22 protein-coding genes and 1 tRNA gene are annotated in these 23058 nt (G+C 44.5%); 14 read left to right on the top strand and 9 right to left on the bottom strand.

What is annotated here, in order from left to right; translation table 11 throughout:
- Window positions 1–35 precede the first annotated feature (35 nt).
- Genes ACTXGL_RS01305 through ACTXGL_RS01295 form a run of 3 tightly spaced genes read left to right on the top strand, consistent with a single transcriptional unit; the run spans window position 36 to window position 1407 of the window.
- Window positions 36–554, top strand: a complete 519-nt coding sequence (locus ACTXGL_RS01305; protein WP_443524315.1) for a hypothetical protein — start codon at window positions 36–38, stop codon at window positions 552–554.
- The gene (locus tag ACTXGL_RS01300) at window positions 532–888 is read left to right on the top strand and encodes a hypothetical protein (RefSeq protein ID WP_443524313.1); all 357 of its coding nucleotides are present in this window, start codon (window positions 532–534) and stop codon (window positions 886–888) included. The genes ACTXGL_RS01305 and ACTXGL_RS01300 overlap by 23 nt, the downstream gene beginning before the upstream one ends.
- 24 nt (window positions 889–912) lie before the next feature.
- Window positions 913–1407, top strand: a complete 495-nt coding sequence (locus tag ACTXGL_RS01295; protein WP_443524312.1) for a glycoside hydrolase family 108 protein — start codon at window positions 913–915, stop codon at window positions 1405–1407.
- A 119-nt stretch (window positions 1408–1526) separates the two neighbouring features.
- Here ACTXGL_RS01295 and ACTXGL_RS01290 read toward each other — a convergent pair whose 3' ends face one another.
- The 3 genes from ACTXGL_RS01290 to ACTXGL_RS01280 all read right to left on the bottom strand — a co-directional run bounded on the left by ACTXGL_RS01290 (window position 1527) and on the right by ACTXGL_RS01280 (window position 3899).
- On the bottom strand, window positions 1527–2726 hold the full coding sequence (locus tag ACTXGL_RS01290) for a tyrosine-type recombinase/integrase (protein WP_443524310.1): 1200 nt from the start codon (window positions 2724–2726) through the stop codon (window positions 1527–1529).
- A gap of 172 nt (window positions 2727–2898) precedes the next feature.
- Window positions 2899–2985 (bottom strand) — tRNA-Leu (locus tag ACTXGL_RS01285).
- Between the two features lie 140 nt (window positions 2986–3125).
- Window positions 3126–3899, bottom strand: a complete 774-nt coding sequence (locus ACTXGL_RS01280; protein ID WP_319050186.1) for a ferredoxin--NADP reductase — start codon at window positions 3897–3899, stop codon at window positions 3126–3128.
- A gap of 443 nt (window positions 3900–4342) precedes the next feature.
- Here ACTXGL_RS01280 and tsaA point away from each other — a divergent pair, with 443 nt between their 5' ends.
- The 8 genes from tsaA to gspK all read left to right on the top strand — a co-directional run bounded on the left by tsaA (window position 4343) and on the right by gspK (window position 12477).
- Window positions 4343–5248 (top strand): tRNA (N6-threonylcarbamoyladenosine(37)-N6)-methyltransferase TrmO, encoded by a 906-nt coding sequence (tsaA, locus tag ACTXGL_RS01275; protein ID WP_443524309.1) that lies wholly within the window; start codon window positions 4343–4345, stop codon window positions 5246–5248.
- A 53-nt stretch (window positions 5249–5301) separates the two neighbouring features.
- Window positions 5302–7089, top strand: a complete 1788-nt coding sequence (locus ACTXGL_RS01270; RefSeq protein ID WP_443524307.1) for a GspE/PulE family protein — start codon at window positions 5302–5304, stop codon at window positions 7087–7089.
- A gap of 238 nt (window positions 7090–7327) precedes the next feature.
- Window positions 7328–8116 (top strand): TatD family hydrolase, encoded by a 789-nt coding sequence (locus ACTXGL_RS01265; RefSeq protein ID WP_443524305.1) that lies wholly within the window; start codon window positions 7328–7330, stop codon window positions 8114–8116.
- Between the two features lie 233 nt (window positions 8117–8349).
- Window positions 8350–9033: a TetR/AcrR family transcriptional regulator gene (locus ACTXGL_RS01260; protein ID WP_443524303.1), complete on the top strand. Its 684-nt coding sequence runs from the start codon at window positions 8350–8352 to the stop codon at window positions 9031–9033.
- 158 nt (window positions 9034–9191) lie between these two features.
- Window positions 9192–10034, top strand: coding sequence for a prepilin-type N-terminal cleavage/methylation domain-containing protein (locus ACTXGL_RS01255; protein ID WP_443524302.1), 843 nt, complete (start codon window positions 9192–9194; stop codon window positions 10032–10034).
- Window positions 10034–10528, top strand: coding sequence for a type II secretion system minor pseudopilin GspI (gspI, locus tag ACTXGL_RS01250; protein ID WP_443524301.1), 495 nt, complete (start codon window positions 10034–10036; stop codon window positions 10526–10528). The genes ACTXGL_RS01255 and gspI overlap by 1 nt, the downstream gene beginning before the upstream one ends.
- Window positions 10525–11364 (top strand): type II secretion system minor pseudopilin GspJ, encoded by an 840-nt coding sequence (gene gspJ, locus ACTXGL_RS01245; protein WP_443524300.1) that lies wholly within the window; start codon window positions 10525–10527, stop codon window positions 11362–11364. Before gspI ends, gspJ begins: the two co-directional genes overlap by 4 nt.
- Before the next feature lie 48 nt (window positions 11365–11412).
- The gene (gene gspK, locus ACTXGL_RS01240) at window positions 11413–12477 is read left to right on the top strand and encodes a type II secretion system minor pseudopilin GspK (protein ID WP_443524299.1); all 1065 of its coding nucleotides are present in this window, start codon (window positions 11413–11415) and stop codon (window positions 12475–12477) included.
- A gap of 21 nt (window positions 12478–12498) precedes the next feature.
- On the opposite strand, the gene ACTXGL_RS01235 is transcribed toward gspK, so the two are convergent.
- The 4 genes from ACTXGL_RS01235 to ychF form a co-directional block, all read right to left on the bottom strand.
- Window positions 12499–13179: a TetR family transcriptional regulator gene (locus tag ACTXGL_RS01235; RefSeq protein ID WP_319050194.1), complete on the bottom strand. Its 681-nt coding sequence runs from the start codon at window positions 13177–13179 to the stop codon at window positions 12499–12501.
- 105 nt (window positions 13180–13284) lie between these two features.
- On the bottom strand, window positions 13285–14694 hold the full coding sequence (locus ACTXGL_RS01230; protein WP_443524297.1) for a deoxyguanosinetriphosphate triphosphohydrolase: 1410 nt from the start codon (window positions 14692–14694) through the stop codon (window positions 13285–13287).
- Window positions 14695–14862: 168 nt separating this feature from the next.
- A complete protein-coding gene (locus tag ACTXGL_RS01225; RefSeq protein ID WP_443524296.1) occupies window positions 14863–15399 on the bottom strand; it encodes a hypothetical protein in 537 nt (178 codons plus the stop codon).
- A 184-nt stretch (window positions 15400–15583) separates the two neighbouring features.
- Window positions 15584–16675, bottom strand: a complete 1092-nt coding sequence (ychF, locus tag ACTXGL_RS01220) for a redox-regulated ATPase YchF (RefSeq protein ID WP_443524295.1) — start codon at window positions 16673–16675, stop codon at window positions 15584–15586.
- A 503-nt stretch (window positions 16676–17178) separates the two neighbouring features.
- Between ychF and ACTXGL_RS01215 the strand changes: the two genes are divergently transcribed.
- From ACTXGL_RS01215 to ACTXGL_RS01205, 3 genes are all read left to right on the top strand, one after another.
- On the top strand, window positions 17179–19362 hold the full coding sequence (locus ACTXGL_RS01215) for an ATP-dependent helicase (protein ID WP_443524293.1): 2184 nt from the start codon (window positions 17179–17181) through the stop codon (window positions 19360–19362).
- A gap of 326 nt (window positions 19363–19688) precedes the next feature.
- Complete coding sequence (locus ACTXGL_RS01210) at window positions 19689–20936, top strand: NAD(P)/FAD-dependent oxidoreductase (protein WP_443524292.1); 1248 nt, start codon at window positions 19689–19691, stop codon at window positions 20934–20936.
- Between the two features lie 59 nt (window positions 20937–20995).
- Window positions 20996–21334 (top strand): RidA family protein, encoded by a 339-nt coding sequence (locus tag ACTXGL_RS01205; RefSeq protein ID WP_443524832.1) that lies wholly within the window; start codon window positions 20996–20998, stop codon window positions 21332–21334.
- 105 nt (window positions 21335–21439) lie between these two features.
- Here the strand turns inward: ACTXGL_RS01205 and ACTXGL_RS01200 are convergent, their stop codons facing one another.
- Both ACTXGL_RS01200 and ACTXGL_RS01195 read right to left on the bottom strand, forming a co-directional pair.
- Complete coding sequence (locus ACTXGL_RS01200) at window positions 21440–22252, bottom strand: enoyl-CoA hydratase (protein ID WP_443524290.1); 813 nt, start codon at window positions 22250–22252, stop codon at window positions 21440–21442.
- 220 nt (window positions 22253–22472) lie between these two features.
- Complete coding sequence (locus ACTXGL_RS01195; RefSeq protein ID WP_443524289.1) at window positions 22473–22973, bottom strand: lactoylglutathione lyase family protein; 501 nt, start codon at window positions 22971–22973, stop codon at window positions 22473–22475.
- Window positions 22974–23058: the final 85 nt, after the last annotated feature.

The raw sequence follows: 23058 nt of genomic DNA, 5'->3' as shown, positions 1-23058 counted from the left end.
TCGGGGTTTTTTATTATCTAAAATTAGGGGGAGTGATGCCTAGGATTAAGTTTTGGCAGCTATGGTGGGCTTGTGTAGCTGCTCTAGCTGCATCATACCCAATCAGCGCATGGGCGACTGAACAGCTTATTGAGTCGAAGGTTTTGCCTGCACCGTTTCTGCTGAGTTGGACAGGTGTATGGGTTTTCTCGGCAGCAGGTGGTTTGTGTGCTGCATTCGTTAAAATACCTGAGATTGATGTGCGTTTTTACTATCCAAGTTTAGCAAAAGCATTGATAGGTCTGTTTAGTGGTGTTGCATTAAGCCTAGCTATCGATGTTTTCAGCGAGTCTCAATCAGGCGCTCTACCATTGTTTGCACTACTAGCAGGTCTGTTTAGTGCGCCACTGGTAGCAGGTACGCAGGTGTGGATTAGCAACCAAAAACGTATCAACAAAACGCTGAATCAGGCGGTACGCAAACGCACAGGGTTTGACACATCGATAGACGATGATTTTCAAGTCGACACGGATTACAAAAAAGGAGGTAGCGATGATAGCGCCAATCTATCTTGATTTAACGATGGCGGTCTGCGCTGTTGTCCTAGGTTTAGCTGTCATGATGACACGTATGCGTGTCGTTGACGATGGTGTCTATACGCCCATAATTGAGTTGGCTCTAGTTTGTTCGGGTGCTTTAAGTTGGGCAGTATATGGTTTTTTGGCATCATCAGCTATTACATCATACCCGACACTTCACACGATTGGCTATCAAGGGCACTGGGGTTATACGCTCGCAAGGTTTTTAGGCTTTGTAGCGTGGCTACTAGCATTGCTTCTTGTCACGCGATACAGCGCATATATGCAGGTTCGCAAGGTATCAGGTAAATGCAATAAACACGCCCCTTAATGGGGCTTTTTTGGAGTGTAGAAAATGAGTATTTTTGAAGGTTTATTCAATCGACTAATGGAGCATGAGGGCGGTTATGTCAATCATCCAAGTGACCCTGGCGGTGAGACAATGTGGGGTGTGACAAAACGTGTTGCCCGCGCTCATGGTTATAATGGTCCAATGCGTAGTTTACCAAAAGCCACGGCTCAAGCAATCGCTGACAAGTCATATTGGCAAGCGGTGAAAGGCGACGATCTACCACGCGCTGTTGCTTGGCAGGTAGTCGATGCAGCATACAATCATGGCAACCGTAACGCGGTCAAGTTTCTACAGCGAGCTATCGGCGCGAGTGATGACGGTATTATAGGACCGCGTACATTAGCAGCAGTTAAAGCAATGGACCAAAACGATATTATCTTGCTATTCAATGCTGAGCGTTTGGACTTTTACACGCGCTTAGGCACATGGGCGACATTTGGTCGCGGTTGGTCACGCCGTATCGTTGGCAATCTAAGATGGGCCGCTAAAGATAATTAAGCACCTAGCCACGTTTATCTGCTATAATAGCTACACCCTGCAAAGGTAAATAGATTTTGTAGTATGCGGAGTCTAGATCTAAGCCCATTCGTTAATTCGAGTGGGCTGTTTTTTTGTGCCTAGGTTTTGAGAGAGTCGAGATAGTCAGCCCATTTTTGCATCATCAGCCTTCGTTTTTCGAGCCATTTAACGCGGTTATAAGCGCGACCATTGCCATCAACTACCTTGTGCGCCAGTTGCATATCAATCAGCGCATATTCAAACTCTAGGCGTTCCTCTAGCAGCGTTCTAGCAATTGCCCTAAAGCCTTGGCTCGTTTGCTCGCTACTGTCAAAGCCCATACGTTTGAGTGCTTGATTGAGTGTATTCTCAGATAAGACCCTACTTTTTGACATGGACGAAGGGAAAACATACTCACCAGTGGCGTATTCGCGCATTTCATCGATTACTTGCAATGTCTGTGTTGATAGTGGAGACACCATATCAACGCCGGTGCTTTTCTTTGTCTTTGGTGGCGTGTAGATCCAAACGCCCTTGTCTAAGTCTAAATCAGACCATTTCAGGTGCCGCACTTCACCGACACGCGCAAATGTCAGGATTGCAAAGCGTAACGCCCTACGAGTGGAGAAGTTGCCATGATAGCCTTCTATGGCTGTTACCAGTTCACCAAGTCGACGCTCATCTAATATAGCCGGTGCGTGTTTTACTTCGCCGGTACCAAAAACACCACGCAAGTGTAAGGCTGGATTTTGTGTGGCGCGACCGGTAGCGATAGCATGAGTCATGACCTGGCTAATCTTGGTGCGAGTCTTTTGCAACTTGGTAAAATGACCGGCTGCCTCAATCGGTTTTAATACTGCCATACAGTCAACAGTTGTAATTTCACTTACCGGCTTATTGCCGATAACCGCAATTATCTCATCAACTGCCGTTCTTGTTTTACTTAGCGTCGACTCTGAGTAGTTTTTGGTTTTTAACCACTCATCAAACACCGATTTAAAATCATTCGCTATTTTATTGCGCTCAGTCGCTATCTGATTTTGGTTGTCAGTCTTTGGGTCGACGTTGTTTTCGATCAGCGCATCACACTCAGCACGTTTTTTGCGAGCATCGGCTAACGATAGTGCAGGGTAGCGACCAAGTTTGAACATATCAGCGATGCCGGTATAAGGACGACTATATTGATAATACCAAGTTTTGGTACCGGACTTCGCAATATTCAGCACTAAACCGTTGCCGTCATATAATCGATAAGGCTTATCTTTAGGCTTGGCTTTGGCGACCTCGGTATTAGTCAGTGGGTTAGTGATGCGAGCCATAACAGTAAATTCCAGTCATTAAAACAGTAAAAACGGTAATTACTGCCAAGTTTACTGTTAATAATCTCGGTTTACAACAGACAAGTACAGACACATACAGACATAAAAAAGCCCCTATGCTATGAAACATAAGGGCTAATCAGACTTGCTCAGACTTACTTAGACTGCTATATGGTACCAGTGGTCGGACTCGAACCGACACGCTTTTAAAGGCAACGGATTTTGAATCCGTCATGTCTACCAATTCCATCACACTGGCATGTTAGGAGATAATGTTTATTACAACTGTTATCGAATTTGGCTACAGTGTTGACTGTATAGGCTGCGTATTATAGCAGCCTATTTGCAGGCGTCAAGAATTATTTTAGATAATTTTTTATTCCCTAAGTTACTCTCAATCTAACCGACAAAGGCACGCTCAACGGCATAGTCAGCTTGCACACCCATACGTGGTGAAACAGTAAGACCAAAGCCATCTAGAATCTCTGAAACCTCAGCATTGAACGGCATGCTACCACATAACATGACACGGTCATCGTCTTTATTCATCGGTGGCAAGCCAATATCTTCAAACAGTTTACCTGACTTCATTAAGTCTGTGACACGTCCCTGATTCTTAAACTCTTCACGAGTAACAGTCGGGTAGTAGATGAATTTTTCGCGGTACCATTCACCAAATATCTCATCATTAGGCAGCTCGTTTTCGAACATATCACGATAAGCCAAGTCATGAGCATGACGGACACCATGTACTAAGATGATTTTATCAAAGCGTTCATAAACTTCAGGATCACGTGCTAACGCTAAGAATGGTGCAAGCCCAGTACCCGTTGAGAGCATATATAGATGCTTACCAGGCAATAGGTCATCTAGTACCAATGTGCCGGTGGGTTTTTTGCTGACCAGTAACTCATCGCCCACTTTGATATGCTGTAAGCGTGACGTCAATGGACCGTCTTGAACTTTGATAGAAAAGAACTCTAATTGGTCTTCGTAGTTAGGACTGGCAATCGAGTAAGCACGTAGCAATGGTTTACCATCGACAACAAGTCCAATCATCGCAAATTCGCCATTACGAAAGCGTAAGCCATCGTCACGAGTGGTTTTGATGCTAAATAGAGAGTCATTCCAGTGATGAACCTCTGTGACCGTTTCGGTGCGAAGTTTTGACATAAAGTCCTCGTTAATTAATAAGTTGCTGTCGGTGTCGTCACGTTTAAATACGTATTAAATCAAAATTTTCAATGATAGATTAAAAAATATAAAAACCTACCAGTATTCTAATAGTTATCGAAAATACTGATTATTAAAACGTAAGTAACGAAGGTTTAATAATAAATCTGGCCTATCAGTCTCTATAGAAGGGAAGGTAGCCTATATTGTATTTCGTATACCCATTCATAATCGATGCTAATAGCCTTTACAAATAAGTATCAGAGAGTACAAATGAAAAAGACTCTCATCAAAATTATTGCTCATAATACCAAACTTTAAAATAAAAATCCGTCTAGCCGTTACCTTCTAGCATGATAAAATGGAATATCGTTAGTGAGTAATTTTGTATCATTTGATAAAACTGTCTAAAAAAGACAGTCAGCTATTACTGGAGCAGGCTTATGTCTGATGGCAATATGCCTTTAGTTGGTTATCATCAAGCGCCTATCATTGGCTACCACCGTGCACCGCTTTCACAAAAGTTTGGAGCACCGCGCCAGCCAAATTTGGTCGCGCTGACCAGCGCTATAGAGATGGTCGCGCCTTATGATACGCCAGCCGCGTTTGGGGGTTTAGATGCTTTTAGTCATATATGGATCAGTTGGCAGTTTCATCATAATTATCGATACAAAAATTCTGGACATAGCGACAATCATCAAGCGGATAGTAATTTTCGAGCACAAGTGCGCCCTCCAAGATTGGGTGGTAACCAAAAAATAGGGGTGTTTGCCAGTCGTAGTATGTACCGACCATCAGCATTGGGGTTGTCTGTTGTCAAGCTTGAGCGTGTAGAGGTGATACAAGGTCGTATACTACTTATCATTAAAGGTGCCGACATGATAGACGGCACCCCAATTATTGATATAAAGCCGTATGTTTCCTATAGCGATGCACTCATACAGGCACAAAGCGGGTTTGCACCCGCTGCGCCAACGCTGCTAGATGTGATCATGACCGAGCATGCGTACGAGCAGTTTATGCTGCTAGTGAGCACTGAAGAACCAGCTGGTATCAACGATAGTGACGAGGGCAGTACTCATATAAGTAACCACATAAGTAGCCATATAAAAAGTGCCACCAGAAATGCTACAGTAGCTGCAGCACTTCGCCAGATACAAAGCCAGCTGGTAGTCTCTGATATCGATGCTATCAAAGCGCTAATCGCTCAAGACCCGCGTCCAGCTTATCGTCGTCATGAGGTGGATGCATCATTTGTGATGCGTTATAAGTCTGTTGATGTGGGCTTTAGGCTAATAGCGTCAGGGCAGCTACAAATAACATTAGTGGTGGCAATAGCGCTCGTATGAGTTGATGCCTTGTCTGATAAGAGACCATTTAACTATAATAAAAGAAGAAAAATATGTCTGCTCAAAATTATTCGATAGTGATTGATTTGCGTTGGTGCCTAGATGAGTTGTTGGCAGATAAAATCATTGATCAGCGCAGCTACAATCTAGTGATTACCAGTCGCCGTGATAAAACGCAGCATCCACTGCTGACGATTAGTGAGTTTGGGTTGCCGAATGGTCATGCAGCAGACACTAGCGCTGAAAGTAAACTGACGCTGGCATGGTTAAATCAGTGGCTAGCATCAAAAGCGGGCGTGCCGCTGGTCCGTATCGATCCGCTCAAGATTGATGTGCCTGCCGTCACGCAGCTGATGTCGTTTGAGTACGCGCGCTCACAGCATATTTTGCCGATAGAGGTTACTCTAGATGAGGTCGTCATCGGTACCGACCAGCCTTTTTATACCGATTGGCACTCCAGTATTGAAAAGCTGATTAAATTAAAGAACTATCGCACGGTTTATATTAGTCCTGACCAAATCAACCGTTACCGTCAGGAGTTCTATCAAGTCACGCAAGCGATCGCTGGGGCAAATAGTGTTCACAAACGCGCCGCGGCTGATGTCACTAATGTCGAAGCGTTATTGCAGTTGGGTGACAATACCAATCCTGATGCCAATGATCAGCATATTGTCAGAGTCGTTGATTGGCTGTTGCAATATGCCTTTGAACAGCGCGCCAGTGACATCCATTTAGAGCCACGCCGTGAGACGGGAAAAGTGCGGTTCCGTATCGATGGCGTGCTACATACTGTGTATGAGATGCCGCTTGCGATCATCGTGGCAGTGACAGCACGTATCAAAATTTTGGGGCGTCTCAATGTCGCAGAAAAACGCAAACCCCAAGATGGTCGCTTAAAAACCCGTACACCAAAAGGATTGGAGACTGAGTTACGTCTCTCAACCATGCCCACTGCCTTTGGTGAAAAGCTGGTCATGCGTGTATTTGATCCTGAAGTACTCGTACGCTCATTTGCTCAGCTCGGTCTCTCAGGCAAGCAGCTTGAGACTTGGCATCAGCTGACTGCGAACCCTAATGGTATTATTCTAGTCACGGGCCCGACAGGCTCAGGTAAGACCACGACTCTTTATAGCACGCTTAAGCAACTGGCCACTGAGCAAGTCAATGTCTGTACGATTGAAGATCCGATTGAGATGATAGAGCCTGCATTTAACCAAATGCAGGTCAATCCAGGAGTTGATCTGTACTTTGCTGATGGTATTCGCTCGTTGATGCGTCAGGATCCTGACATTATTATGGTAGGAGAGATTCGGGATGCCGAAACGGCAAATATGGCCGTGCAGGCTTCACTAACAGGGCATTTGGTACTCTCGACGCTCCACACCAACGATGCACCAAGCTCGCTCACTCGTCTGCATGATCTCGGTATCCAGCCATTTTTGACGTCAGCGACGATACTAGGGGTTATGGCACAGCGATTGCTACGTACGCTATGCTCGCATTGCAAGCAAGCAATAGACGTGACACCAGATAGCGAAATCGCCATTCAATGGCAAGAGTTGGTCCAACCATGGCGTGCAGCAGTACCTGCACAGATTTATATGGCGCAGGGCTGTGAGCACTGCCGCCATACAGGCTATCAGGGCCGAGTTGGCCTCTACGAGATTATGCCATTATCTAATGAATTGAAAAAACTGGTCGCCGCTGATGCAAACTTAGATGTGCTCAAACAACAAGCGTACCGTGAAGGGGTACAGCCACTGCGTCTCTCAGGTGCTAAACGCATTAGCGAAGGGGTGACAACGATAGAAGAAGTCATGCGTGTGGTGCCACTGCATTAACGTTAGGCACCATACGTTAAGTGAAAATATACTCATTAAACACTCAACCGAGCGTAAGTCTATTTTCCGTTGCACGTAGCTGCACTTACGCTACTTGGCTTGAACTTACGCCGCTCGAAAATCATCCACTACTTGAAAACCATCATTGATAGAACAATTAAGATACTAACGAATTTTTAATTTGCATAGTTTTTATTGCATAGTTTTTACCGATACGCTTCCAATAACGAGATTATTTATGTTTACAGATACACATTGCCACCTAAACCGCTTAGATTTAACCAAGTATGATGGTCAACTGACAGGCGCAATTGATGCCATGAAAGCTGCCAATGTGACGCGTGCGATGGCAATTATGTGTGATTTTGCGGAATATGATGAGATTGCAAATATTGTCAGTACCTATGGCGATGAGACACTCAATTTAGGGATGAGTGTGGGTATCCATCCCTGTGAAGATATTGGTGTCTTGCAATCAGCGACAGTCGAGCGTCTGATAGAAACTGCAAAGGCTGATCACGTATGGGCAATAGGAGAAACGGGTCTCGATTACTATTGGTCAACAGAAAATAAAAAAGAGCAGCAAGCCAGCCTTGCGCGCCATGTTCATGCCAGTCAACAGTTAAAAAAGCCGCTGGTGATACATATGCGCGATGCAAAAGAGGATACGATAGATATCCTAAAAAGTGAGGGCGCTGAGCATGGCATCATTCATTGTTTTACTGAAGACTGGGAGACCGCAAAGCGTGCTTTGGATCTGGGTTTTTATATCTCATTCTCAGGTATCGTGAGTTTTAAGAGCGCGCAAGATATCAAGGATGCTGCTAAACAAATGCCAAGAGATAGAATATTAATCGAAACTGATAGTCCGTACTTGGCGCCAGTCCCCAAACGCGGTAGACCCAATGAGCCTGCGTATGTGCCCTACGTGGCGAGCTGCGTCGCAGACATGTATGGTTGTAGTGCAGAAGAAGTAGGGGCATTGACGGCAAAAAACTTTGAAAATTTACTGGCACAGTACCACTAAAATGGTTATGCTATGACCAATCAGTCATTTATTCGATAGTCTTGTGGTTCAATCCCCCTAAGTATTTATCACAATAAATATAATCACATGACTACCGATAACTATGTCAGCAAACATAAGCATATTCCCCGTTGTAGAGCTTTAGCAGTTTTGGTATAGCATTAAACGCTTACTACCTATACTGCTGTGAATGATGGTTGTATGCTTAATCTTGTCATGTTTTAGGAGAGATTATGAGTCGTCAGCATCAGTTCAAGGCACGAGAAGAGAATATCTTAGCGATGGCAGAGCAATTGCTACTTGAGTCAGGCGATGGTGATATTACGTTGGACAGTTTGGCAGATCAGCTAGACTTGGCCAAAGGCACGCTATATAAGCATTTTTCTAGCAAAGATGAGCTCTACCTACGTATTATTATTCGTTATGAAGAGCAATTGTTCGATATCAATCGTATTGATGACTGCCCATCAGCAGGTGTTGCCCGCATGATTTTTCAGCAGCTATTTAATCCGCAAAAAGCCATGCTGCTGAATCAAATAGAAGAGCGTCTTGCCGCATCAGTTACTGGTCTTAATCGCCTATTTGGTGAGTTATATGATATTCGCCGCCAACGTATGAAGCGCTTGATTGATATTATCAGTGCCTACTTAAAAGACGAGCACAGTAATTTGAGCACACGTGACTATTTGTCATCTATTTGGGCGATGGGTCAAGGCGGTGCAGGGCTGCTAAATTCAAGTTTTTATCAGCGTTACTTGGGTCGCCGTGATACCTTGCGCTACGCTTTTGTTCAGCAAATGCTAGAGTTGCCTAGTCACTATCCCGCTGAGGATGATGAGGTGATGGATGAGGACATGCAAGAGCTAGTAGAGCAGATCGACACTGAATCAGAAGAGCATCGCAATACTAATTACTAAACGGTCTATGATTTACTGTGTTGATTATCCTCAATGACGTCATTTTTGTGTTGTCATACCCGATATGGCAACACTTTAAAGGTCTCCTTTTAGCATTTACAAAAGCAAAATCTATTATCCTACATATATAAACGAATTACAGGCTCTATAGGTGCGATATGCCGGTCACTGTCAAGACTCAGTCCAGCTCAGTGGCCACTCGCCCTTTAGCCTTAATCAGTCAAACCTCACGTTTAACCCACTTCGGTACGATAGCTACCAACCCTCACTACAGCGGTGCTCCTACAGCTGTTTGTGACTCATTATCTCCTTTATCGATATATAAGACCACGCAGACTGGCTTTACGCTGGTTGAAATCGTAGTAGTGGTGGTTATTCTGTCTATATTTGCTGGCATGATGAGTCTGTCTGTTGGGAGTAGCGAATCCCGAAAAAACCGCGCCTTTTATGAGCACTTTACCGATTCTTTGAGCTACGTTCGTCTACTATCAGCTGAGCGTATGCAGCCAATGGGCTTGCGTCTACAAGCAGATAATCAAGGTCAAATAGAGCCCGTCATCGTCACCTTGTCGAATCCTTATATTGCTTATCAAACTGCTGATAGCATATCAGGCACCCTATCAGGCTCCTTCTCAAATAACCTCGACAGCCAGTCGAAAAACTCGATGGAGCTGTCTGCAGATCTGGGCGGTATGTCAGGCTCCACTGGAGAGCAGCAGCCAACACCGAGCTGGGATCTTGAGTCAGAAGTGAGCTTGCCTGAGTTACCTGCTGGTGTCAGTATCAGAGTCCAAAGTTTGGACGCTATCAATCTGACAAGTACAGGACAGACGCAGTCGCTACAACCTTGGTTTAGTGATCAAACCGTACCACAGCTATTATGGTTTGGTACGGGACAAGCGACACCAGTTACTATTGAAGTCATCCATGACTCGCGACTAGTAGGGGAAGTGATTACCATTATGCCTGATGGTAGTATGATGATAGGGCAGGGACTATAGTGAGTAAACGATCTAACAGTCCCAGAACGATGAATAAGCCGAGAGCAATCAATGCTAAACGTGAGAGTGGATTTACGTTAATCGAAGTGATGGTTGCTTTAGCTATCTTGGCAGTAGTGGCAGTAGCAGCCAGCCGTGCCAGCAGTGCGTATTTAAGATCGGTTGATATATTGCGTACCCGTACGCTCGCTCATTTTGTGGCGCAAAATGCCGCTGCTGACTTACGAATCCAAGAGACATGGCTGACCGCCAATCGTACTCAAACCGTGAATGCTCAAGGTCGTGACTGGCAAATAGTGATGACAGTTGGCGATGCCATCACACCTGCGTTAAAAGAAGTTAATATATCGGTGGCACCTATCATAGATGGACAAACACGTACCTCGGTCACTGATATTAGTATCATGCTAAGTAATGCTGAGCAAGATACGGCAAGCTTAGACTTTAATAACGTGGGTGGTGATAGTACCGGGCAAGCAGGAGATGGCCTGTGAAGCGACAGCGTGGATTTACACTGCTCGAGCTGATGGTTGCTATGGCGATATTCGCGATGCTAGCAGTCGCAGGCTGGCAAGTATTTGATAGTGTCAACCGCGCTCGTGAACGCGCCCAAACCCATGCTGATAACTTGGCTGTACTACAGTATGCTTATTTGCAGCTGCAACAAGATATGGCACAAGTAGTCCCTTACCAAGCGCCTAGCGATCCAAACGTCAGTGTTGCTGTGCTTACAAATAACCGTACAGATAGTACCAGTCCAGCAGGCGAGCAAACCAGCGAAACAGTACCTGAGCCTTTTATGAAGGTAGATAGTGAGCACATCAGCTTTGTACGTTTTGCTGATCCTGACCCACGCTATCAAAGCAGCACGAGTATCCAGCATATCGAATATGTATTTGCAGATGGGCGCTTGATACGTCGGCAGTACACCAGTCTAGAAAATGGAAGCAATAGCGTCAGCTTAGACAGCGTGCTATTAGAAGATATTAGCGTAGGACGTTGGCAAGCCTATCTACCAGAGCTAAGCCCTAAATTTCCAAGTGATGATATCAATAGTAGTAGCACCAATATCAACACCGCCTTGGGACAGACAGCAAATACCGAGAGTAGTAAGCCCGATGCTGTTCTGCTCCCAAAAGGTGTTTCTATTAATTTTACGTATCAAGATATGCCAATCACGTGGCAGTGGGCGCTTACTCCGCAGCCGATACCACAAAGTACGCCAAGCGTGACTAACAATCCTGAGGGTAATGGTAACGATAGTGGTAGTGATAGTAATGGTAGCAGCGGCAGCAATATAAATAATGGCAGTATAGAAAATGGTAATTGAAAGGGTGGTATCTAACAGGCATCGCTTGCCGAGCGATAAAGGCTATATATGTCAATAACAGTGAACGCTCAGCGCGGTGTGGCGCTGCTCACGATATTACTATTGGTCGTGAGTATTACCGTGGTTGCAGGAGCGATGCTAGCCAGTCAAAAGGTCGCTATTAGGCGTAGCGGCTTATTGTTTGATCAAAATCAGCTATTGCAAGATATCGATGCCGGTCAACAGTTGGCAGTGACGATGATTCGCGCGGATAGTCAGCTTAACGATACCGATAGTGAGCGAGACATTTGGGCACAGCCAATTCCGCCTTACACATTGGCGAACCATGGTATTAGTGTTGAGTTACGCGATGAGGCGGGTCGTTTTAATATCAATAATTTGTATCAAGGCGGTGCGGTTAATACGGCTGCACTGGCAGTCTTTCAACGATTATTGACTGAACTAAACCTAGAGACAGATATTGCTGTTGCGGTACTTGATTGGCAAGACACGGACAGCGATGTCTATCAAGATGGCGGTGATGAAAGCACAGTATACGCCCAGCAGTTAAACGGCACTGCAAATGGCGCTTTACCTAATCAACCTTTTGTCAGTATTGATCAGTTACAAGAAGTGCAAGGGGTAAGTGCTGAGGCATTAGCGACTATGCGACCTTATCTGACTGCGGTTCCTTATTACGTGCCTATCAACATCAATGCTGCCAGCCCAGTATTGTTAGCAGCACTGATTGATGGTGCAACTAGCCAGCAGATGCAAGGATTGGTCGACGCGCGCGCAAGACAAGCATTGACCTCTATCGATGAGATATGGCAGCTGGCAAATCTGAGCGACGTAGATGATACACAGCGTCAAGCGATAGCCCCGTTGCTAGCAGTTGACAGTCAAGCTTTTATGGCGCTTATCACAGCAAATGACAATGCTGTGACTGATAATGGACGGGGTAGACAGCGCTTTGCTACCGTTTTAATCAGCAAGACCGCAGTGAATGACAGCCAGCAGTCAAATAATAACCAAACCCCAAACGGTACTGATGGTGGTAATACCAATAGCGACACGCCCAAAGAAATCAAAGTGGTTGGACAGCGACTCTGGGCTTTTCGTCCGAGTTTTTAGTGAATCATCGTGAATGACTCATTAATCTCGCAGGCGAGTCTCTTCACTCGATTTCCAGTTATAAGCACCATAAAACAACATCTGTGCTTGACGAGTACAATTATGGAGCATCAACTGCTTATTCTCTTCGATCTCATTTAGATCGATCTCATCATCGTGGTCTTCAGTATAGGTCAACTCCAACCAGTCGATAATCCAAGAAAAGAACATATTTACGCCAGCCTCAGCCAGCAAACGGCGATCATAAGCATTGATATGCGTAAACGCTGGCTGTAACGCCAAATCATCTGCTAAGCTTTGAGCATGCTTTTTTACTAACTCATTGATAGCTTTGCGTACCGCTTCTGAACCGCCATAACGCTCACTGACCAAAAACTGCCAGTAATAAGGCTGGTCGCTGACCATATACAAAAACAGCTGAATGCTCTTGGCTATTTGACGATCAAAACTGCGCTTGCGTCCGATTTGTAGACTATCGCTAAGCGCGGCTAGTGTACCGCCCAGCTCCTCGATGACTAAGGCGCGCCCTAGTGACTCCATATCATCAAAATGACGATAAAACGCAGTCGGCACTACGCCAACCTCGCGGGTGACTTGCCTGAGACTAATAGAGCTAAAAGATTGCCCTGTCATACATAGATCGAGTACGGCGTTAAAAAAAGCGTGCCGAGTTTGAAGTTTCTTTTGTTCGCGACTGCTCATAATATTTCAAAATTGTCCGATAAGTGTTTATCATACTCATTTCAACGCATAAATACGACCAAAATGCGCAATTCGTGTGAATTTACTAGATCTGTACCTAGTTTTTTAAACCACGGTACCCCAATGGCCCTGCAGTTCTTGCGCCAATCGATAAGCCTCGTGGTCATTCATACCTGTAATAAAATCTAAAATATTCAATATATTGTCATAAATATCGTCTGATAACACGCGGCGATGTTCGTCAAAATGTGGCTGTAGCAAGCTCAGTAGACGCTGCTGCTCAAAAGACATCGATGATAAGCTGTCTACTTGAGAGCCTATCCAAGCCAATGGCACAAAAGCATCCATCAGACGATGCAGACATTGATTGGCCATCAGCTCCATTCTGACTTTGCTTGGGTGATTGAATATCTTTTCACGCGCTAATTGCTTGGCCTGCAAGATACCGTTTTGTACGCTAGTATCACAGTGAGCAAACAAGCTGCCTTGCAGTGTACCAGCCAGCAACGCTGCACTGTTGGCGACAAAAGCATCGGTGACTGTATTAACCAAACGCATCATAGCGCGTGATCGCAATGATGCGAGGCTCTGCCTAACAGACATGTGCGCGGGCAGGCTGACGCTATCAGGACGCTCACCAATCAATTCATAAAATATCGTGGCAACCTCATGATAGGTTAGCATATTGAGATTAATGCCATCTTCTAAATCAATTAGGGCATAGCAGATGTCGTCTGCCGCTTCTAATAGATAAGCTAAAGGATGACGAGCAAACCCATCGTGTTGTGCGGCGCGCGGCAGCTGTAAACACGCTGCCAGCTCCTCTAACTGAGCAGCTTCACTATAAAAGCAGCCAAACTTCTGTATATTGTGGTTTTTATCATTAGTATCATTGCTGTGAGTGGCGAGCCAAGGATACTTCATAAAAGCGCCTAGCGTTGCGCAGGTGAGACGCATACCGCCTTTATCAGGATGATGCTCATTGCGTACTAAGAGCCGAAACCCTTGAGCATTGCCTTCGTAAGCCAGTAAGTCCAGTCGCTCATTGCTACTTAGCTGTTGTAATACTGCCTGAGGGTCGGACTGCCTAAACCAATCACGAATGGCGTACTCTCCAGCATGGCCAAAGGGCGGGTTGCCAATATCGTGAGCGAGACAGGCGGCCTGTACTATCACCCCGACATCATATGGTGAGACGCCTGCTGGTAGACCACTGCCCAACTTATCATGGAGTTTTTCTGCTGCCATCATGCCTAAGGAGCGCCCAATAGAGGATACCTCAAGTGAATGTGTGAGGCGGGTATGAATGCCCAGTTGATTGGTCAAAGGATGGACTTGGGTTTTTTGGTTTAATTGACGAAATGAGTGAGAAAATACCAACCTATCGTAGTCTTTATGGAACTGAGATCGTGTACTGGTATTGGCGTTAGGCTTTTTGGCAGCGCCAAGACGTTGCGAGTTAAGAAGATGAGACCATTGCGCGGTAGAAGACAGCAAAGAGGGAGAGGTTAGCATACTAAAACATCCGAAACCAAGGGAGCCTCTAGCATAGCAAAATAGCGCCCTTGGTACAGCTATAGTCCATTCTTTATACAGTGAATAGAGTGTCAGTCTTGCCTAGCTGACTCATAATAGTACTGTCACTCGCCGCCTTTATAACTAATAGATATTGAACGGACTATATTAAGACTTCTGACAGTCAAAAAGTACGTCTTCGTCTTCAGGAGCGATAGCGCCGTCTATTGTCTTATTCCGCAATGTCGCACTGTCACCATTTACTTGCCAGATAATACCATGATCGTTATCTAAGCCAATATCACTGGTGTAGGTGGCTTTATCCGTATTCACATTGCTATCAGAAGCCGCTGACAAATCGTACTCGATACCATCGATAAGCAGATGCGCTGTCTGCGGCGTAACATCATTATGATAAGAGACACCGATAGTAGCAGCTGGCTCACAGGTGAACGGTATGCTGTTGCTGGCGTGCTCAGAATGGTCGTGACCTGCATGATCATGTCCTTCGTGAGTGTCCATGCCATTATGACTTTCGTGATCATGTCCTTCATGATCGTGTTCCATATCATCATGTGCTTCGTGGTCATGCTCTTCATGAGCATGTTCATCGTGTCCTGCATGACTGTCTGTGGTTGTTACATCTTCAGATGCTACTGGTTCACTGTCTGTTTTGGGCTGGCAACCTAACAGTGAAACTGTCATAACACTGCTTATTAGAGCAGCGCTTACGAATTTGGAAAAAGTAAAAGAATTGATCACAATATAATCCTAGAGTAAGACAAAAAAGATATGTTATATTATAACAATTAAGTAATAAAATAAAGCCGATGCTGGAGAATATCCAGCATCGGCTTGTTAGCGACTAAACAGTGTTAACTATCTAAAGCTACACGTTAAATCTAAAGTGCATGACATCGCCATCTTGCACGATATAAGTTTTGCCTTCTAGACGTGATTTACCAGCAGCGGCAGCGCCTTTCTCACCATTATGTTCGATGAAATCATCATAGGCAATGACTTCGGCACGAATAAAACCACGCTCAAAATCAGTGTGGATCACGCCTGCTGCTTGCGGTGCGGTTGCGCCAATGGCTACTGTCCATGCGCGCACTTCTTTTACGCCAGCTGTGAAGTAGGTCTGCATATCAAGTAAGTCGTAACCACCGCGGATGACTTGGTCAAGACCGGCCTCTTCCATATCCATCTCAGCTAAGAAGTCTTTCTTATCTTCTTCGTCCAGCTGAGCAATTTCAGCTTCGATTTGGTTGCATAGAGCGATCACGATAGAGTCTTCACCAGTGGCATAGTCGCGCACCGCATCGAGGTATGGGTTGTTTTCAAAACCATCTTCAGCAACGTTCGCGATATACATGGTAGGTTTTAGGGTGATTAAACCATAGCTTCTGATCAGTTTTTTCTCATCAGCATCTAGAGTAGCCGCACGTGCCGCTTTGCCTTCTGCTAATAATGGCTCAATCTTTTTGAACACATCAAGCATGGCACTGGCGTCTTTGTCACCGCCCTTGGCTTTCTTGGTCAAGTTAAGGATAGCGCGTTCAACGGCTTCTAAGTCGGCTAAAGCCAGCTCAGTATTGATGGTTTCAATATCATCAATCGGGCTGACGCGACCATCAACGTGTACCACGTTATCATCGTCAAAACAGCGAACGACGTGAGCAATCGCATCAGTCTCACGGATATTGGCTAGGAACTGGTTGCCCATACCTTCACCTTTTGAAGCGCCTGCGACCAACCCTGCAATATCGACAAACTCCATCGTCGTAGGCATCACGCGCTCAGGATTGACGATATCAGCCAGTTGCTTTAGGCGAGGGTCAGGTACTGGTACGATACCAGTATTGGGATCTTTGGTACAAAATGGAAAGTTTTCAGCGGCAATACCCGCTTTGGTTAATGCATTAAACAAAGTGGATTTACCCACGTTTGGTAGGCCGACGATGCCACAATTAAAACCCATAATAGTCTCTCAATGTATTAATAAAAATAGTTGGTATGTAGTGACTATAAGACTGATTATGGCGTAAGCCTAAAACCTCACCTGTACGAAACGAAGCGCGTTTAAAATAGGCATTTAGAACAGCAGTCAGATAGTCAATCAAAATTGGGCACATTGTAGCAAATTTACCTGAATAGGGGTGAGGTTGTTACTTTATATGCTAAGGTTTTTGCCTGCCAATGACAGCTTGCTCGATGGCTAGGTTCGTATACATAGAGCGTCCATAAACGAGTCGGGCAGCTTATATGAGTGGTAAGCATTACTTTTGCGCGGTTATTCAAGACTTTTTAGTATGGTAAGCTATCTGATACAAACAGTACCCTAAAGCACAAGACGATGAAGCACTTGTGTGGTGTTTGACTTAACAGCTAATACTGATTCTATAGCCTGATATCACAGCGATAAAAAGCTGACCAAAAAACAATCAGTTCGCACCAAAATAAAACGTAAGGCAATATCTGACGATGACAATCTCGATCTTTGATACACAGCGCTATAAATATCCGCAAAACTTCCTTGAGATGAAGCCTAAGCTTGCTCGACTTGAGCAGGCCATAAAAAAGCTAGAGGCAAATTTAATTCATACCAGTGATGTCAAAAATACCAAGCTTCTCGCTCAACGGTTAGATAGTCATTTAGGATTAACGGTTGACTATGCCAGCGAGTTAAATCCCGATCAGCTTATGGCAGCCACTACCACCGAAGGTAAAGTGTTGGTCATTGCGGGCGCAGGCTCTGGCAAAACCAAAACCTTGACCTATCGTACCAGTTACTTGCTCGAAAACGGGGTATCGCCTAAAGAGATATTACTACTGACATTCACTCGTAAAGCCGCGAATGAAATCAAAGATCGCGCTAAGTCTTTGCTGGCAAGTAGGCTAACAAACGAAGAGCTAGCTGAAGATAAATTACCAACAGACAAGGCATTAAACAGCATCACGAGTGGCACGTTCCATTCGTTTTGCAATATGCTGCTACGTCAGTATTCTGGGCTGCTTGGTATCAATCCACGATTTACTATTTTGGATACCAGTGATAGCGAAGATGCGATTGACTTGGTACATAAAGAAAAAAAATATCCCGCACAAACTAAAACCCAAGCTTTTCCGCGCAAAAAAACACTGCAAAATATCATATCAACGTCTAGAAACAGGCGTATTCATATTCGCGACTTAATAGAAAGTAATTACCCTGATATCGCGGTACACATTCCTATCATCGAGCAGTTGGCAGTTGACTTCCATGAGTATAAACGCGCCAATCACTTATATGATTTTGACGACATCATTAGTCAAGTGGTGCGTCATCTAAAAACCAACGACACTTTTCGAAAGCGTCTCCAAAGCACGTACGGTTATGTCATGGTTGATGAATACCAAGACACCAATATCCCGCAAAAGCAGCTGATCGATTTGATCTGTGAGCCTGATTCGGTGTCACTAATGGTCGTTGGTGATGACAATCAAAGCATCTACGCCTTTCGCGGTGCCAATTATGAAAACATTTTGCTGTTCGGTGAGACATATCCTGCCGCCAAACTTATCAAGCTTGAACAGAATTATCGCAGCACGCCATCAATTCTAAGCTACATCAATGCATTGTCAGCGCAAATTACCTTGGGCTATCAAAAGCAGTTGCACTCTGACGCACCCGTAGCAGGCGACAAGCCAATATTTCGACGACTCAGTGATGAGACGAAAGAAGCGAGTTATATTACTAATAAAATTATCGCGCTCAAGCCAGAGTTTGACTATAACGATTTTGCTGTGTTGTGCCGTACGTCTTTTCAGTCCAATTATGTACAGTTGGAGTTTATGGCGCGCAATATTCCCTTTATCGTGGTGGGCGGTATCAAATTCATCGAAAGGCGCCATATCAAAGATGTGCTGGCGTTCGTTAAAATACTTTACAACCCGAATGATACGATTGCGTGGCACCGTATATTGACCTTGTTTAAAGGGGTAGGCGCAGTTACCGCAACTCGTCTCACACAAGCCATCACTGCTGACAACAATGCGTTTGAGCCGTTATTGGCAGCGCCGTTTGCCAAGAAAAGTGAACAGCTACAACCGCTGTACCATACACTTGTTAGCGCCCAGAAAGCGGAATCGGTTGAAATAGCCATTGAGCGTATTCTTGATTTTTATATTCCTGTGTTAAAGCTGATTGAAGACAACTGGCGTGAGCGTACTGAGGACTTTCGGGTGCTAAAGAACTTAGCGAAAGAGCATACCAGCCTCGATAGTTTTTTAGAAAATCTTGCGCTCGACCCACCGAATGATTCGGTCGCGGTCATGGGGCGATCTGATGATGAGCAGAGTAATGATAAGGTTACCATTTCAACCATTCATAGTGCCAAAGGGCTAGAGTGGCCAGTGGTATTTGTTAACTCATTGGTAGATGGCATCACGCCGCATCACCGCTCGCTGGATGACTTTGAAGCATTAGAAGAAGAGCGTAAACTGTTTTATGTGGCCTGTAGTCGTGCAAAGACACAGTTATATCTGACCGCGCCGAATTATTTTTCTAGCTACTCTGGATACTTTGATATGGCATCACGCTTCATCGCGGAGTTATCTGCCGACGAGGTAACAGTAGAAACGGTAAAACCGCTTATCATGGATAATGATGATCCAATGTGGTGGTAACTGTTGATGAGACTGCGAAATTACGTTATTTTTATAAGACAAAGAAGAAGAGCGTATTTTTTATATCACATGAGATCTACAGTAGAAATTCGTGCTGATTTTTAGCTTATTTCCTTCCATTTTTATAACCAGATAACCATACCATACCTCAGTTATTCCTTTTGAAAATACTCTACTAATAAAGGCATAACCAAAAGTATTTAATGGCGAAAATATTTTTCAGATAAGGGTTTCATATTTAGCCCAATGCGTTACTATTAGCACCTAATTCGGTTCGACCCTTATATTTGATACTCTGTATTAACACCCTAAGAAAAGGATAGGTTATGCGCTACGAAGTGATCGTTATCGGTGCAGGTATGGTTGGCACGTCAATCGCGTGGCATCTACAAAAAAATAACTCAAATGTATTACTCTTAGATAAGAAATTGCCAGGTTCAGAGACCTCGTATGGCAATGCAGGATTGATTCAGCGCGAAGCGATTCATACCCATCCTTTTCCGCGTCAGCTGACAGAAATGATTAGAGTATTGCCGAACCAAGGTACTGATATTCGCTACCGTATACCAGCTATTTTGCGTTATCACCAAGCGCTACTACAATACTGGAAATACTCTACGCCAGCATCTGTTAAACAAATCGAATCTGAGTGGCAGACGCTGATTGAGCATTGTACCAGTGAGCACCAAACCATGATCAGTGCCTCTGGTGCTGACGAGCTCATTACTCGTGATGGTTGGTTGCAATTACATCGCTCGGAAGAGACGTTTAAAGAAGCCCAAGTATCAGCCATCGATGCGCGCAACCAAGGTGTTGAGCATAACGTACTGAACCTTGAAGAACTCAAGGCCATGGAGCCTAGTGCCAATTTTGAAGGGTTCGTTGGTGCGATTCATTGGAAAAACTCTTGGCAAGTATCAAACCCAAGCTCGCTTGTAAAAGCCTATGCAAAAAACTTCCAAGACATGCAGGGTACGATCAAAGAGAATGACGTTAAAGAAATCGTCAAAAATGCTGACGGCTGGAAAGTCATCACTGATAAAGATACTTACTACAGTGATAAATTAGTCATTGCAGCAGGTCCATGGTCGAATGATTTGATCAGACCACTGGGATATAACCTACCGTTATTCCCGATGCGTGGCTACCATCAGCATTTCAAAGTAACAGATAAGAACACCATCAATCATAGTATGTTTGATATGGACAAAGGCTTTGTCATGGGTCCAATGCAGCAGGGTATCCGTATCACGACTGGTGCTGAGATGACGACCATGAATGCGCCAAAGAACTTTGGTCAGTTAAAAACCGTATTGAAACTTGCTAAGAAAATCTTGCCATTAGAAGATGCCGTTGAAAGTGAAGCATGGGCTGGATCACGTCCTTGTATGCCAGATATGAAGCCCGTCATCGGACCTGCTGACAAGCATGACAAACTATGGTTTGCGTTTGGTCACAGTCATCAAGGCTTTACCTTAGGGCCAATGACAGGGCGCCTGGTTGAAGAGATGATTCATGACAAGCCGGCATTGGTAGATTTGGCACCATTTAGTGCACAGCGTTTTTCTAATTAAAAGCGCGTCTAGCAAATTTAGTACCATTTTAAATTAATAAATTGAAGGTAGATCACATGATAAAGAAATTACATAGCACCCCACGCATGAGTAGAATCGTCGTCCATAACCAGACCGTTTACTTATGTGGTCAGGTCGGTAATGCAGAAGACGATATCAAAGCGCAAACATTAACGTGTTTGGAAAAGATCCAAACGCTATTAGAAGAAGTGGGTAGTGATAAATCAAAACTGCTTTCAGTGACGGTTTGGATCAAAGACATGGCTGATTTTGCAGCTATGAATGAAGTTTATGACGAGTGGTTTGAAGGTATCGAGCCACCAGCGCGCGCTTGCGGCGAATCAGCACTGGCACGTCCTGAGTTATTGGTTGAGATGATTGCCGTCGCTGCTGAGTAAAGACTGCTTGCAGCACCTTTAGCCAAGCAGTAAAAAAAGCCATGATAGCAATATCGTGGCTTTTTTATGCTTTATAATAAATTAGTTTAATTATTTATATGACTATCAGCATCCCTTCCATACCGCTTGACGCTTTTCCACAAACGCATCAATTCCCTCACTCACATCGTCCGCCATCATATTGCAAGCCATCACTTCACTAGCGTAGTCATAAGCATCTGCCACACTCATATCCAGCTGTTTATAAAACATATCTTTGCCAGTCTTCACTGCCACAGAGGATTTGGCGGTAATCGCTGATATTAATGACTGAAGTACCTGATCCAGTTGCTCTGCTGGTGCCACTCGATTAATCAGCCCGTATTGTAGAGCAGTGTGTGCATCGATAAACTCGCCTGTGATGAGCATCTCAAACGCTTGCTTGCGAGGTAAATTTCGACTGACGGCAACGGCGGGCGTGGAGCAAAATAGCCCCACATTTATCCCAGAAGTGGCAAATCTTGCATGCTCAGCTGCCACGGCTAAGTCACAAGCTGCGACCAATTGGCATCCTGCCGCAGTGGCTATCCCTTGCACCCTTGCAATGACGACTTGCGGCATACGGTTGATGGTGAGCATCATTTGGCTACATTGTTGAAATAACGCACGATGGAAGGCTGCATCCGAGTGAGCGCGCATTTGCTTCAGATCATGTCCTGCACAAAACGCTTTGCCCATTGCTTGAATGACGACGACTCTGATCGTATCGTCTTGAGCAATATTATCTAGGGCCGCTTGCATGGCAGACAGTACGTCAACTGACAACGTATTAAATTGTGCAGGTCGGTTCAATGACAGGGTCACCACACCCTGTTCTCTATCGTCTTTTCTGAGGACCAAAATATCGTCGGTGTGTAGGGGAGTGTCAGGCTGTGTCATATATCATCCTTGATAATCGATTATTTGATTTGGCAAAGGCTACTATTTATAAAGTTATATAAAGCGTTTTAAATAGTAGCATGGCTCATATTCTATACAATAGATGGAGCACACACATAGAAAGCTCACGAAAAAAATAGCGCACCCAGATGATGAGTACGCTATTGGTTTTTCAGTCAAATATAATCTAAATCTATACTAACTTAAATTTATACTGAACTTAGTATGCGCCTTCGCTATAGATAAGCTCGTAGCTGTGGCTATAAATTTCAACGATGTTACCGAACGGGTCTTCCATATAGATCATACGGTAAGGTTTTTCGCCAGGGTAGTAGTAGCGTGGTTTTTCCATACGCTTTTTACCACCTGCTGCAACCATACGCTCAGCCAACTCTTCAACGTTTGGATCTTGAACACAGAAGTGAAAGATACCTGTTTTCCAGTATTCAAAGTTGTTTTCAGGGTTTTCTTGATTTTTAAATTCAAAAATCTCAACACCGATACGATCACTAGTAGATAGGTGAGCGATACGGAAGCTGCCCCAACCTTCACCAAATACTTCAGTACACATCTCACCAATCGGGCTGTCATCTTCGACAATCTCAGTAGGCTCCATGATGGTGTACCAACCCATCACTTCAGTATAAAATTTTACAGCGGCCTCTAAGTCAGGGACTGAAAGACCGATATGAGAAAAGCTTCTTGGATAGACGTTATTCATAGCTCGTGCTCCTGTTTGATATGCTTTTTCTTTAACGTGGAGCCAGTATACAAATACAGATTAATTATGTAAAATTATCAAATAT

It is taken from the genome of Psychrobacter sp. T6-6 (assembly GCF_052258185.1).
Taxonomy (GTDB): domain Bacteria; phylum Pseudomonadota; class Gammaproteobacteria; order Pseudomonadales; family Moraxellaceae; genus Psychrobacter.
This window is presented reverse-complemented; position numbering and strand designations above follow the sequence as displayed.

Excerpts from the sequence above, each read along its gene's own strand:
- ACTXGL_RS01295 (WP_443524312.1), top strand. The coding sequence starts at position 913 with ATGAGTATTTTTGAAGGTTTATTCAATCGACTAATGGAGCATGAGGGC.
- ACTXGL_RS01260 (WP_443524303.1), top strand. The coding sequence starts at position 8,350 with ATGAGTCGTCAGCATCAGTTCAAGGCACGAGAAGAGAATATCTTAGCG.
- ACTXGL_RS01210 (WP_443524292.1), top strand. The coding sequence starts at position 19,689 with ATGCGCTACGAAGTGATCGTTATCGGTGCAGGTATGGTTGGCACGTCA.
- ACTXGL_RS01235 (WP_319050194.1), bottom strand. The coding sequence starts at position 13,179 with ATGAGCAGTCGCGAACAAAAGAAACTTCAAACTCGGCACGCTTTTTTT.
- tsaA (WP_443524309.1), top strand. The coding sequence starts at position 4,343 with ATGTCTGATGGCAATATGCCTTTAGTTGGTTATCATCAAGCGCCTATC.
- ACTXGL_RS01300 (WP_443524313.1), top strand. The coding sequence starts at position 532 with ATGATAGCGCCAATCTATCTTGATTTAACGATGGCGGTCTGCGCTGTT.
- ACTXGL_RS01305 (WP_443524315.1), top strand. The coding sequence starts at position 36 with ATGCCTAGGATTAAGTTTTGGCAGCTATGGTGGGCTTGTGTAGCTGCT.
- ACTXGL_RS01255 (WP_443524302.1), top strand. The coding sequence starts at position 9,192 with ATGCCGGTCACTGTCAAGACTCAGTCCAGCTCAGTGGCCACTCGCCCT.
- ACTXGL_RS01230 (WP_443524297.1), bottom strand. The coding sequence starts at position 14,694 with ATGCTAACCTCTCCCTCTTTGCTGTCTTCTACCGCGCAATGGTCTCAT.
- ACTXGL_RS01265 (WP_443524305.1), top strand. The coding sequence starts at position 7,328 with ATGTTTACAGATACACATTGCCACCTAAACCGCTTAGATTTAACCAAG.
- ACTXGL_RS01195 (WP_443524289.1), bottom strand. The coding sequence starts at position 22,973 with ATGAATAACGTCTATCCAAGAAGCTTTTCTCATATCGGTCTTTCAGTC.
- ACTXGL_RS01215 (WP_443524293.1), top strand. The coding sequence starts at position 17,179 with ATGACAATCTCGATCTTTGATACACAGCGCTATAAATATCCGCAAAAC.
- ACTXGL_RS01225 (WP_443524296.1), bottom strand. The coding sequence starts at position 15,399 with ATGACAGTTTCACTGTTAGGTTGCCAGCCCAAAACAGACAGTGAACCA.
- ACTXGL_RS01270 (WP_443524307.1), top strand. The coding sequence starts at position 5,302 with ATGTCTGCTCAAAATTATTCGATAGTGATTGATTTGCGTTGGTGCCTA.
- gspK (WP_443524299.1), top strand. The coding sequence starts at position 11,413 with ATGTCAATAACAGTGAACGCTCAGCGCGGTGTGGCGCTGCTCACGATA.
- ychF (WP_443524295.1), bottom strand. The coding sequence starts at position 16,675 with ATGGGTTTTAATTGTGGCATCGTCGGCCTACCAAACGTGGGTAAATCC.
- ACTXGL_RS01280 (WP_319050186.1), bottom strand. The coding sequence starts at position 3,899 with ATGTCAAAACTTCGCACCGAAACGGTCACAGAGGTTCATCACTGGAAT.
- ACTXGL_RS01290 (WP_443524310.1), bottom strand. The coding sequence starts at position 2,726 with ATGGCTCGCATCACTAACCCACTGACTAATACCGAGGTCGCCAAAGCC.
- ACTXGL_RS01200 (WP_443524290.1), bottom strand. The coding sequence starts at position 22,252 with ATGACACAGCCTGACACTCCCCTACACACCGACGATATTTTGGTCCTC.